Here is a 12,212-nt window from a genome sequence, read left to right as displayed (position 1 = left end):
GAACCCCCGCCTAGCTACCAGTTGAGTCGGACGCGGACGCGGGCGCAGGCGCCGCTCCAGGCAGACCCGTATCCTCACCGGTCTGGATCTGCACGTTAGTGGCCGGCTGTGCCGACACCGTCACCCCCGGCTGCAGACGCTGCAAGCCCTCTGTCACCACGCGCTCGCCCGCTTGCACCCCGGACGTTGTCAGCCAGGTGTTGCCGACCGTTCGATCGACCTGAATGCGTCGAAGGGTGGCCTTGCTATCAGGACCCACAACCCAGACCTGTGGCGCGCCCGTGGTGTCACGCGTCACCCCTTGTTCCGGCACCAGGACGGCGTCCGCCCTTGTGCCCTCATTCAGCCGGGCATGCACGAACATCCCGGGTAACAGGTGGTGATCGGGGTTAGGGAATACAGCGCGAAGCAGAACGCTACCGGTTCCCTGATCGACGCTGACCTCTGAAAACTTGAGACTGCCTTGCTGGCCGTACGACGTCCCGTCCTCGAGAACGAGACCGACGCTTGCGGCGTCCTCGCCCGACCGGCTGAGCTGTCCTTGAGCGAGTTCGCGGCGCAGGCGCATCAGATCAATTGAAGACTGCGTTACGTCCACGTAAATGGGATCGATCTGCTGCACCACTGCCAGCGCTTCGCCTTGACCATTGGTAACAAGCGCCCCCTCGGTCACCGCGGATCGGCCAATGCGCCCAGAGATCGGTGCGTACACCTTGGTATAGGCAAGATTGATACGGGCACTTTCGACGTCCGCTTGAGCCTGCCGCCAGGCCGACATCGCATCGTCATACTGCTGTTTGCTGACAGCGTTATCGGCCAGCAACTTCTCGTCCCGCTCGGCAAGATGCTGAGCGGTGGTCAAGGCGGCGGCCGCCTTGTCGTACGCGGCCCGGTATGGAGCGTCATCGATCTGGTAAAGCTGCTGCCCCTGCTTTACGTCACTGCCTTCGGTGAAGAGCCGCTTCTGAAGGACTCCACTGACCTGGGGACGCACCTCCGCCACCTTCCATGCATCCGTGCGGCCCGGCAACTCCGCCGTCATGGTTACGGCCTGGCTGCGCAATGTGACCACACCGACTTCGGGCGCAGTCGGTACCGCGACCGGCGGTTTGTCGCAGCCGCCCAGCAGCAGCAACGCGGCTACAGAGCACGCGGTTAGTCCAATCCCCGCACGGGTTTGAAATCCAGCAGACATGTTTGCAACTTCCTTGTAAATGTTAAGAGGGAACCGGGAAGCAACCACACGCGTTGGCACACCATGCGCGAACCATCTTCCCATGTGACGATACAAGTGTACCACGCAATTTTTATTTTCGGTACAATCGTATCGTTTCACGGTACAAAGTTTTGCTGCCGTATTGCGACGCGGTCACGCAAGGCAGCAGACGCAGTACGTCAAATTAGCGAACGCACCATATGGACGGCGCGATATGGAAGCTCGGACGAAAGTTGCGTGCAGGCGACTGCCAGGCGGTGACAGCCGCCAACGTCGCGGGGAGTATTCAGGTTGACTTGCAGATGCGGGCTGATCGCCCGCTGCGTGTCAAATGCCCAGGGTGGAGCAGGCCCGACGCCACGTTGTCGAAACGAACAGGGAGTGGAATTCAGATGGGACGAAGTAGCCGAAAGCAGGCCGAGGTAACCCGCGAGGAGATTCTGGACGCAGCAGAGGTGCTGTTCGCACGCGACGGTGTTTCTGCCGTCCCGCTAACCAGCATAGCCCGCCATGCTGGACTGACGACCGGCGCCGTGTATTGGCACTTCGCGGACAAGGACGAACTGCTGGTCGCGTTATTCGACCGGGTCCATCTGCCGGTGTCCGTGTTAATCCCCGATTGGCCGACCTGGGCGACGACCGGTCATGGGGCAGAGCGCATCCTGGCGTTTTGCCTGCGATTGGTTGATAGGTTCCTGGACTCCCCGGCCGGGCTTCGCCGGGCAAGTATCTTTCTTACTCGTATAGAGTTATCTGAAAGAAATGTCCTGACAGAGCGGATTCGGTCAGCGACCCGGGAGTTGCGCGATGCGCTGCGCAACGTCATAGAGCTCGCCACCTGCGCACGCGACGTACACGGGAGTCTCGCTAGCGAGCAGGCAGCGCGGCTTCTTTTTGCCATCCTCGTTGGGAGCGTCAAGTTATCGCTCATCGAGGGTGAATTCGAGAGCGCCTCAAGCGCGGCGAAATCGTGCGTAATCGCCGCCGTTTCTGCGTTTTTTCATTCAGGCCAGGACGAGAACGGCACGACTATCTGGAACTGCACGGCGTTCACATCGCCTGGCCACGGCCCAGGGTCAAACGGGCGTGGTGCACAAACAGCAAACGGGCCTGTGCGCACCTGCTGACAGAAGGCACGATGTACTGACTCATGGTACACTTGTACCACTTTATTCACTGCGCTTTTGCCGGAGAGATGGCAATCGCGCTATCCGGCATCCGGATAAAGCGTTTCCTACAACGCCCAGGACCCCCTATTACGGAATCCATGGAAATGCCAGATATCGCGTGGGTACTTCAGTGTTGCCGAAGAAGGTCGGTTAGTTGCCGCAAGGCGGCAGCACAATCGAGTGTCCCGATGAAATTTGCGGAAGTCCCATTACTAACACGGAATCGCGACTACTATGGACCACCTTGAAACGCTGCGGGTTTTCTGCACGGTCGTCGAGGCGAAAAGCTTCACGGGTGCCGCGCATACGCTCGGCGTATCGACGCCGGTCGTCTCGCGCTCGATAACGGAGCTCGAAACGAGGCTCGGCGTTCGTCTCTTTCAGCGCACGACCCGACACGTCGCCCCCACTGAATCCGGGGAACAGTTTTACGCCGGCTGCTCGCGCGTGGTTGCCGAACTGGACCAGTTGGAAGCCGATGCCGGCCAGCGCGCACGCGAGCCTGTCGGCGTATTGAGGCTCGTGGCGCACACCACTGCGGCGCTGCAGGAACTGCCACCGCTCATTGCCGGGTTTCGCGCTCGCTATCCAGGCGTGCAACTCGAAGTGACGCTGGCGGAACGGCCGGTCGATCTGGTCAGGGAAGCTTACGACCTCGGCATGCTGCTGCCGTACATGCTGACGAGTGACCAGACGATCACCCGTGCGCTGTACCGCCTCCCGCTGGTGGTGGTCGGCTCGCGCAGCTATCTGCAGGGGCGCGCGCTGCCGCAAACGCCCGAAGATCTCGCCGCATTCCGCTTCGTCACGATACTTGCATCGATCAGCGAACCACGGCTGCAGTTCCGCCGCGGTAGCGAAGAGATTGCGGTGCCGCTGGAATACGAAGTGTCGACCAACAACGCCGCGCTGAACAAGGAACTGGTGTTAGGCGGCGCTGGCCTCGGCGCGTTGCCGCTTGCGATGATCGGCAAGGAGCTGGACGATGGCCGGCTGGTCCGGCTTCTACCCGGCTTCGAGCTGATGAACGGCGAGGTCGAGCTGAAGCTTGCATATCGGGACCGGAGCCTGATGACGGCGAAAGTCCGGGCGTTCGTCGACTATGCGACATCGTACTTCAAAGCCCGTGCACTATCCGAGGTAGAAGTTCTTGTCTAGTTCTCCTGATAACGACGTCCTGCAAACCTTCCCCACACTCGTGGTCTGCGAACATTGCGACAGCGTCTACCGCCGCCGCGTGCTGGCCCGGCGCGAGGTGGCGCGCTGTGAGCAATGTTCCGCGGTCCTGTATCGCGCGAGCCAGTTCGATCTGGACCGTTGGCTGGCCCTGCGAGCGGCGAATATCCCCCTTTCGAAGCCGCAGACGGTCATGGTCCGGGATCTGCTGGCGCATTGCGCCGATACGCGTCCCCGTCTCGAACGGGAACAATCTGTCGCCGGATAACGCAGATACCTGATCTACAAAACGAGACCCAGCCCGCCAACGCCCAAGGAACGAGCTTCCGCCTTGTGAGATGCACTACCCCAGTTGAAAGCGACCCGCCAGGCGAGTTGCTGACACCACGTACTCGCCACTTCGGGCGTGTCGGCCAGTGCGGCGCCACGTCTGATGTCGCTTCTCCGATACCCGCATATGGCAGACCTCCAGAAAACAGTCCTGATCCGCTACTCAGCCGAACGCATGTTCGACCTCGTGACCGATGTCGCCGACTACCCGAACTTCCTGCGGTGGTGCGGTGGCGTCGAAATCCGGCACCAGGACGAAACGAGCGCGCAAGCGCGGATCGATATTCGTTTTAAGGGTATTCACCAGCATTTCGCCACGCACAACAAGCAGCAGCGGCCGACTCGTATCGACATGGAGTTCACCGAAGGCCCTTTCAAGACGTTTAAGGACTACTGGAACTTCATTCCTCTGCGCGCGGACGCCTGCAAGATCGAATTCGCGCTGCACTATGAATTCTCCAACATCATCCTGGAGAAGCTGATCGGGCCGGTGTTGAGCCACATCGCGGACACGTTCGTCGAATCATTCGTCAAGCGCGCGAGCGAACGTTATAGTAAGGGCTAGGATGGAAAAAACCTTTCGCCTGGACGGATTCATCGACGTCGAGGCGTGCGTCCCACCGCCCTGCCAGCAGAGCCTCATTGGTCCTGCGCGATCCGTAAGACTGGTTTCTTTCGTGCCGCCAGGCGCTCAGCAACGAGAAAGCCATTAGCTGCTACCGGCTCGCCACTCGCGACTTCTCTTGCCGCCTTCGCGTACTCGACCTGAAGGATCGCCGGCAGCAGCACGCTGTTCTTCGCCGCCGTCACTTCTGCGAGGATCGATATCGCGATTTCGGGCGGCGTGCGGCTGCCGATATAGATCCCGGCCGGACCGTGTAGCGTTGCAAGCTGTGCGTCGCTCAGATTGAACTCCTTGAGCCGCTCTCGCCGCGCAGCGTTATTTCGCCGCGAGCCAAGCGCGCCGAGGTAAAACGCGGATGTCTTGAGCGCTTCCATCAGCGCGAGATCGTCGAGCTTCGGATCGTGCGTAAGTGCGATCACCGCGCTGCGCTCGTCCAGCTTCATGTCCAGGACCGTGTCGTCGGGCATCGTACGCACGAGCTTCGTGCCGGGCAATTCCCACATCTCCATGTACTCTTCGCGCGGGTCGCATACCGTGACTTGATAGTCGAGTCCCACTGCAATCTGGCACAAGTAGCGCGACAACTGTCCAGCGCCAATCACGAGCATCCGGTAGCGCGGCCCGTGGACCGTCGTCAGTTGTATCTCGTCGAAGTCCACACCTTCGGTCGCGGATGCGGGCCCGAGCGTGACTGCGCCCGTTGCCATGTCGAGCGTGCGCGCCACCAGCTCGCGGCGTCCGAGCGCCTCGTACAACGCGTGAACGCCGCTTTGCTGCGTAATTGGCTCAAGCACGAGTTGCATCGTGCCTCCGCACGGCAGCCCGAAACGACGCGCCTCCTCAGAACTGATGCCGTACCTGACAACTTCGGGCGTCTGTTGGGCGACGCCGTACCGGCGCACCCGGTCGATGAGGTCATCTTCGATGCAGCCGCCCGATACAGAACCCACCACCTGACCGTCGTCGCGCAGAGCAAGCATCGCACCCTCCGGGCGCGGCGATGAACCCCAGGTTTTCACCACTGTCACGAGCATCATGCGGTGGCCTGAATCGAGCCAGCGCATCGCCGCTTCCAGCACCTCAACGTCAATACTGTTCATGCCAACTTGCCCTTCGACCCGACGGTCATGCACTGGCGCCCGTGCGCCTACTACTGACCTCCAAACGGCTTTTTGACTGTCAGTATGTTGGTCACGGATGTCACGCCCGGAACGCCTTTCGCGATCTCGGTCACCGTGTCGATCTGCGAGGTGTCCGCCACCGTCCCGTCGAGCGTCACCGCGCCGCGCTTCACAACCACGCTGATGTCGCCGGCATTTATCTCCTTGTGCGTCACGATCGCGGCGTAGACCTTACGGCGCAGCACGAAATTGGCTTTCCAGATGTCCTTCGCCCTCATGCCGCCCGAAGCCGCGATCGCGGTTCCGCTCGACACATCACTCACTTCGCCTTCGCTTGCCTGCGCCCAGACATGAACGGATGCGGAGGCGATCAATACGCTGGCGGCGATCCTGAGTGCCCTGTTAATCATCATTGAATACTCCAGTTCGCTTGTGGTGGGATCAGAAGCTGTGGCGAATGCCGACCATCGCTGCAGTGGTCGACTTGCCCTCAGGAACCGGCGCGCCGTAGGCGATCGTCTGGCTCATGTTGCCCCGGTTGTTGACGTGGCCAACCTGTGCGTAGGCGATGGTGGAGGTGGACAAGTTGTATTCGGCGCCCACCGCGAACAAGTTCGATTGATTGGACGAAACGTTGCGGTCCTTCAGGTAATAGAAGCCCGAGGTGACCTTGAAGAACGGGGTGAACTTGTAACCGAGGCCCCCGGAAATCATCTCGAAGTCGTCGTGACCGCTGTTCGCCGGATTCTTGCCGATGCTGTACGACGTCGATACGGACAAATCGTGGAATGTGTACATCGCGCCCAGATGGTAGAAGCGGTTGTTGTCCTGACCCGCGGACGGCGCCGTAATAATCGCGCCAGTAGCCGTCGTCGTGAACGGATTGGTGTCGTGCCCGTTGTAGTAAGCAGCCGAGAGGTTCAGGCCATAGTTCGAATACTTGAGCACCACAGACTCGTGCGTGCCGCCCTGGAACTGGCCGGGAACGCCGCCCGGCGCATACTCGAGCGCAAGCGATGCGCCGTAGAACTTCGGCGACTGATAGACAATCGCGTTGGAGTCGTACAACGCACCGATCGCGCCGTTCGTGCTGGTACCCTGCCAGCCCGCAGCCTGGTTCAAGCCGAGCCATGCGGTGAGGATGCTGCCGAAGAATTGCGCGCCCCGTACGTCGGTGTCGGCCATCGCAAAGATCATCGGCACGAACTGGCGGCCCGCGTCGATCGAGCCGAACGGACCGGAGATACCCAAGGTCGTCTGCTGGTTGAAGACCGCAGTGGAGGTCGGCGTGTCGCTCAGTCCGAGCTTCCCATTGGGGCTGGCGAATGCTCCCTGGAGCCTGAAGTTGACCTTGTAGCTGCCTCCAATGTCTTCGGTGCCCTTGATACCCCAGAAGCTCGTGAAAATGCCCGCGTCCTTGAGTTCGTAGACGTGCCCGAGATTCACTTTCGACTGGAAGTTCGGCGCATTCGCGCTTTGATACAGCAATCCGGTATCGATCGCGCCATAGAGCGTCACCGACGATTGCGCCTGCGCCGCGGTCGCGCATGCAATGAGCCCCGAGGCACCGATCATTTTCAATTTCATTTCGTCTCCGATGTCGTATTGTTTGTGTCGGGCAAGTCCGGCATGAGCACCGCAAGGGTTGCAGTGAGAGCGGATCGCCGATCGCCGATCATGCACATTCGCGAATCGGCATCCGCGTCGCCTGTTCAACCGGTTTCCGGTCCAAACAAAATAGCGACCAGTCCCATTCCAAATGCCGTAGCGATAGCGATTCCTACCGCACGAAATTCCAGAGTTGCTGACGCAGACGACACTAACAACGGACCGAGTGCGGTGAATAAACGTGCCACATTCCATGTGAATCCCTGACCCGTGGCGCGAACATGGAGCGGAAACAGTTCGGTCAGGTACAGCGCGACGATCCCGAATCCTCCAATCGCGAAAAAACCGAATCCAACCATGGCGAGATAAAACGTCTCCAGTGTTTTCGCTGCACCGAAGAGTGCAACGACTGCAATCCAGGCGCCTGCACAAAACACCACATAGACTGCCCGTCTGGAAATACGCGGCGCCAGACTCACCAGGACCAGCGTCGACGCGAATCCGAGTGCCGCCCCAGCGTTGCTCGCCATGAAGGCGATCCCTGTCTGTCGCGTGAATTCCGCGTTGCTGGCGGACGGGAAGAAATCCCTCAGTAACGAGGGAAAGAGGATGGATGATCCCCAGCTACCGATCATCAATGCAGCGGCAACGAGAGAGCCCACCACTGTTCGACGACGTAACGGAGCGCCGAATATCTCCGATAACGAACCGAATTTTTGACCTGGGTGACGGATCGCTTCCGCATGCGACTGCTTCCAGCGAGCCGATTCCGGTGTAACAAACCGCAGGCCAAGGCTTGCGACCGCCGGTACCGCGCCCACGCCAAGCACCCAGCGCCATCCAGCCCCTGACAGAAGGATCGCCAGCGCAGAGGCAACGATCAGTCCGACTACATTGGCAGCCTGCATCACCTGAACAGCCTTCGCCCGATGCTTTTCCGGCCAGGTCTCGACGACCAGCGCCGCTCCGGCAGCCCATTCCCCCCCGATTCCGAAACCCGCCAGCATCTGAAGCAAAAGGAGTTGATGCCAATCCCGCGCGAACGCGCTCGCCGCAGTGAATACCGAGTAGATCAGCATCGTGCCGAGCATCACGCGAGCGCGACCAAACCGGTCGGCCAGGACACCGAACAGAATGCCTCCGATGCCCCAGCAAAGTAGTTTCGCGCTGACGATCAGCCCCCCGATCTGCATGACATTACCTTGTGACGGCCCGAGCAGGTCGCCAAGGGCCGGCACCATGACCATCGTGAACAGGTAGAGATCCATCGCATCGAACATCCACCCCACGAACGCCGATCCAAGCACGATCCAGGCTGCCCTGCCCACCACAGACGTGCCGGCATTCCTCGCGCAGCCTGACGGCTCCAACAGAGTCGAGTTCGTTCTCATCGGTTTTCCTCCTCCTATGTACAACTAAAAGATCCTGTGTTTTGATAACCTGACTAACTTGAAAGAACGAGCAGCAACGATGAGGACTATGAGGAATGCGGCCTGGCAAGCCATTGCTTGCACTTTGCGACCATCGTTCTCCACAACAGTGCGAGCACGGATATCTCGTTCGTTGAGCCCGCTGCGTTGTCACCCCGGCGTGTCCCTGCCATGGATTCGCGTTCTCCGGCGGGTGCGGCAGCAGACGCGCCTGCGTCGACTCGCCGCGCCTCTGTCGTAGCCGGACGATCCGCGAGTTTATCCTGCAAATTAGCAGCGAATTGACGCACCATCTGTTCCGATACGGCATTGATGATTCCAACCCCGCGTCCATACTGTGCAACCTGCCCGGCCATCTGTACGGCGGTGCGAACGTCGACCTGAGTGCCGGCTGCGTCACTAAGTCGAGAAAGAGAAAACGTCGTCGCCGTTGTGGCGGATCCCCGGTTTCTGGTCTCCTGCCATGCGGCTTTGACAGTCGCCGCATACGTGTCTGCCGACAGTGTGCTCACCGTGACAGTGCCGGCGAATGCCATTGCGATCGGACCCAGCTTGACGCGAATCAGTCCCTTGTACGAGTCTTCGCTGAGCGTTTCAGTCAACGTGGCACCGGGAAAGCAGGACACGATCAACGGCACGTCGAGTAGTGCCTTCCAGGCGTTCTCGATAGCCGAGTCGACCGAAAAGCGATTTACGATTTCCATACTGCCCCGTCCTCATCCGTGTATTTTTCAAACCGGTCTAACAGGACCTCGGCGTAGGCATCGGGCATATCTACGCATGCGAGGTGCGCGGCGCCGGGCAACGTCTGTTCCACTGCGCCCTGGATTCCTTGCGTCAACTTCGCGGATACGGCTTTTGGTACACTCCCGTCGAGTTCGGCGTTTAGCACAAGCGTCGGAACTTCGACATCACGCAAAAGACCCGATACGTCATCCGTACAAATGGCGCGCAATATTTCCAGGTAATCTTTTGGAGACATCGCTGCGATCTGTTGGGCAAGTTTTTCTCTATTCGCGTACGCCGTGTTCCTGTGCAGGGTCTGCTCCACGTACATGCGAGCAAACAGATGCATAGGCAGTTTCTTCAACATCCCTTCGGTGGCGGCCAGCCGCTTCTCTACTGCTGGTCCAGAAACGCCTGCGTAAGCGCTTGACAAGACCATGGCAGCAACGCGTTGACGTAGCTTCGCGGCAACGCGTACCGCGGTGAGTCCTCCCATCGAGATGCCCGCCAGGCCGAAACGGCCGAGACCGGCGGCATCGGCCACTGCGACCACGTCGTTGGCGACAGCGTCTGCATTCCACGCGCTGTGCTTCGTCGAGTCACCATGACCTCTGGCGTCTATGGCGACGACTCTATGTTTCGCAATCAATGCAGGCAGAATGTCGTCCCACAGCGAGCTCGATGTGCCGAGACTGTGCAGCAAAACGACCGCGGGCCCTTTGCCGATGTCGACATAGGCGATCCGTTCTCCGCCGATGGTCAGGAACCGCTTGTCGTGCGACGGCGCGAGCGACGCTGTCGGCTCAAGGCGCGGGGCAAGCGACTCCGCCACAACGTCGACGGCCAGCGCGGCAAGCTTTGGCGAATGCATACCATGCGAGTCGCGCAGGAACGTTTTGATTCCGCGTAATGCCTGAGGAGCCCGGCTGTTCATGAAGGCGATGAAATCGTCCAACGCTTTGGGCAGTTCCCAAGGAGCGACAACTTCGCCGACGAGCCCAAATGCCAGGGCGGTCGTTGCATCGACCGGCTGCGCCGTAAGAACCAGACGCGAAATCGCCTTGACATGGATGCGCTCGAAGAGTGCCGACATCAGCAGTGCCGGAGCGAATTGCTTCTCCAGTTCATTGGCCTCGAACTGGCTCCGCGCGTCGGCGACTGCATAGTCACTCGCCGCGACGAGTGCGCAACCCAGACCCGAAGCGAGCCCCGCGACGAAGCAGGCGACCGGTACCGCGCTCGAACGGATTGCCTCGTAGAGTGCGAGAATTGGCGCCGCACCGCGTTCCTTGATTGCGGGGCGTGGGTCTTCCGTTTGAGAAAGCGCCGGGAGTGGCGATGCGGCCCGCCCCGCGCAGAAATTGTCGCCCGCCCCGGATAAAACGATGGCCACAGTGCTTTCCGGGGGATCGCTGATCGCCTGCGTCAGCGCTCGCAGCATTGCGTCGTCCACCTCGTTCCTGCCGTCTGTGCTGTTCAGGGTGATATGCAAAACATGACCCTTCATCTTCAGCAGAAGATTTTCGTCCATTCCAAACTCCCGATTTATCGCGACTTCACGCCGGGTGACGGCATGCCTGGTACAAACTGGCGGACAACCCCCTGGTTCTGAAGTGTCCTTATTTCGTCAGGATCAAGGCCGAGGTACTGACCAAGCACGACGTTGGTGTGCTCGCCCAGATGAGGCGGGTAACCAGGTTCGGCATGCCCCGGGATATCAAACTTGATCGGATTGCCGGGCACACGGACATGAGATCCCGCAGGACTGCGAAGCTCGACGAGCATGTCTCGATGCGCGACCTGAGAAGCATTCAGTGCTTTGTCCAGTGTCTTCACCATAGCGGCCGGGACCAAAGCCGAATTCAAGCGCTCAAGCCAACTCTGCGCCGGTTCGGCGCGGAAGCGCGCCTCCAGGATTTCCCACAGCGCCACCTTGTTCGCGAGCCGTTCAGCCGGATCCTTAAATCGCGGATCGTTGACGAGCTGCGGCAACCCGACGGCCTTGCACAGATCCGCCCACATACGTTCCGTGTTGGCGGTCACGACCAGTGAGACGCCGTCGCCACATTCGAACGAACGGTAGGTCGGTATCGAATCGTGGCCTCGCCCCTGCGGCTCCGGCACTTCGCCCGACAACAGGTAGTAGGCGCCCTGATAGCAAAGCATTGCGACCTGCGCGTCGAGCATCGACACATCGACGAACCTCCCTTGCCCGGAAGTCTGGCGCTCGACCAGCGCGGCCAGAATGCCCATCACGCCGTACATGCCGGCCGCGAGGTCGCCAATGGGAATACCGGCGCGAACCGGCGCCCTGCCGGGCTCCCCGGTCAGGCTCATGCCGCCCGACATGGCCTGCACGATCATGTCGTAAGCAGGCAAATCCCTGTCCGGACCGGTCTGTCCGAACCCGCTGATGCTGCAGTACACGAGGCGCGGATTGACCGCGCGAAGCTCTGCCGGACCGAGTCCGAGCCGCTCCATCACGCCAGGGCGATTGTTTTCGACGAGCACGTCCGACTGCCTCGCCAACTCCCGAACGAGCTGCGCTCCCCTCTCCGTCTTGAGGTCAATGACAACACTCTTTTTGTTTCGATTGACCGCGAGATAGTAAGCGCTGTCCCCCTCAACGAAATACGGCGGCACGCCGCGCGCGAGCTCGCCACCCGGCGGCTCGACTTTGACGATCTCGGCGCCGAGATCGCCGAGGATTTGTGTTCCGAAGGGTCCCGACAGAAACTGGGTGAGGTCCAAAACCCTCACACCGCTCAGGGGACCAGTTTTTCCAGAAGACATATCGTTATCCATCAAGTT

The 12,212-nt window shown here is 60.3% G+C and carries 12 protein-coding genes; 4 read left to right on the top strand and 8 right to left on the bottom strand.

The features are described from left to right. Positions 1 to 10: 10 nt before the first annotated feature. Positions 11 to 1,195, bottom strand: a complete 1,185-nt coding sequence (locus OKW27_RS13265) for an efflux RND transporter periplasmic adaptor subunit (protein ID WP_429333735.1) — start codon at positions 1,193 to 1,195, stop codon at positions 11 to 13. 221 nt (positions 1,196 to 1,416) lie between these two features. Here OKW27_RS13265 and OKW27_RS13260 point away from each other — a divergent pair, with 221 nt between their 5' ends. The 4 genes from OKW27_RS13260 (at position 1,417) to OKW27_RS13245 (ending at position 4,456) form a co-directional block, all read left to right on the top strand. Continuing rightward, a complete protein-coding gene (locus tag OKW27_RS13260) occupies positions 1,417 to 2,343 on the top strand; it encodes a TetR/AcrR family transcriptional regulator (RefSeq protein WP_429333734.1) in 927 nt (308 codons plus the stop codon). 276 nt (positions 2,344 to 2,619) lie between these two features. Next, positions 2,620 to 3,543 carry a LysR family transcriptional regulator gene (locus OKW27_RS13255; RefSeq protein WP_429333733.1) on the top strand — a complete coding sequence of 308 codons (924 nt, stop codon included), beginning with the start codon at positions 2,620 to 2,622 and terminating at the stop codon, positions 3,541 to 3,543. Further along, positions 3,536 to 3,829 (top strand): hypothetical protein, encoded by a 294-nt coding sequence (locus tag OKW27_RS13250; RefSeq protein ID WP_429333732.1) that lies wholly within the window; start codon positions 3,536 to 3,538, stop codon positions 3,827 to 3,829. The genes OKW27_RS13255 and OKW27_RS13250 overlap by 8 nt, the downstream gene beginning before the upstream one ends. Positions 3,830 to 4,018: 189 nt before the next feature. Further along, positions 4,019 to 4,456 (top strand): type II toxin-antitoxin system RatA family toxin, encoded by a 438-nt coding sequence (locus tag OKW27_RS13245; protein WP_429333731.1) that lies wholly within the window; start codon positions 4,019 to 4,021, stop codon positions 4,454 to 4,456. Between the two features lie 74 nt (positions 4,457 to 4,530). Here OKW27_RS13245 and OKW27_RS13240 read toward each other — a convergent pair whose 3' ends face one another. The 7 genes from OKW27_RS13240 to OKW27_RS13210 all read right to left on the bottom strand — a co-directional run bounded on the left by OKW27_RS13240 (position 4,531) and on the right by OKW27_RS13210 (position 12,194). Next, the gene (locus OKW27_RS13240; RefSeq protein WP_429333730.1) at positions 4,531 to 5,616 is read right to left on the bottom strand and encodes an XdhC family protein; all 1,086 of its coding nucleotides are present in this window, start codon (positions 5,614 to 5,616) and stop codon (positions 4,531 to 4,533) included. 50 nt (positions 5,617 to 5,666) lie between these two features. Next, positions 5,667 to 6,050, bottom strand: coding sequence for a BON domain-containing protein (locus tag OKW27_RS13235; RefSeq protein WP_429333729.1), 384 nt, complete (start codon positions 6,048 to 6,050; stop codon positions 5,667 to 5,669). A 28-nt stretch (positions 6,051 to 6,078) separates the two neighbouring features. Then, the gene (locus OKW27_RS13230; protein ID WP_429333728.1) at positions 6,079 to 7,224 is read right to left on the bottom strand and encodes a porin; all 1,146 of its coding nucleotides are present in this window, start codon (positions 7,222 to 7,224) and stop codon (positions 6,079 to 6,081) included. Between the two features lie 125 nt (positions 7,225 to 7,349). After that, positions 7,350 to 8,636 (bottom strand): MFS transporter, encoded by a 1,287-nt coding sequence (locus OKW27_RS13225; RefSeq protein ID WP_429333727.1) that lies wholly within the window; start codon positions 8,634 to 8,636, stop codon positions 7,350 to 7,352. Positions 8,637 to 8,722: 86 nt separating this feature from the next. Further along, entirely contained in the window at positions 8,723 to 9,379 is a 657-nt protein-coding gene (locus tag OKW27_RS13220; RefSeq protein WP_429333726.1) for an SRPBCC family protein, read from the bottom strand. After that, on the bottom strand, positions 9,367 to 10,932 hold the full coding sequence (locus OKW27_RS13215; protein WP_429333725.1) for an alpha/beta fold hydrolase: 1,566 nt from the start codon (positions 10,930 to 10,932) through the stop codon (positions 9,367 to 9,369). The genes OKW27_RS13220 and OKW27_RS13215 overlap by 13 nt, the downstream gene beginning before the upstream one ends. A 14-nt stretch (positions 10,933 to 10,946) precedes the next feature. Next, a complete protein-coding gene (locus tag OKW27_RS13210; protein ID WP_429333724.1) occupies positions 10,947 to 12,194 on the bottom strand; it encodes a CaiB/BaiF CoA transferase family protein in 1,248 nt (415 codons plus the stop codon). Between the last annotated feature and the right edge of the window lie 18 nt (positions 12,195 to 12,212).

Origin of the sequence: Paraburkholderia sp. 35.1, from assembly GCF_050436525.1 — a bacterium.
Taxonomy (GTDB): domain Bacteria; phylum Pseudomonadota; class Gammaproteobacteria; order Burkholderiales; family Burkholderiaceae; genus Paraburkholderia; species Paraburkholderia tuberum.
Note: the sequence above shows the minus strand (reverse complement) of the source record. Positions and strands in the feature narration are given on the sequence as shown.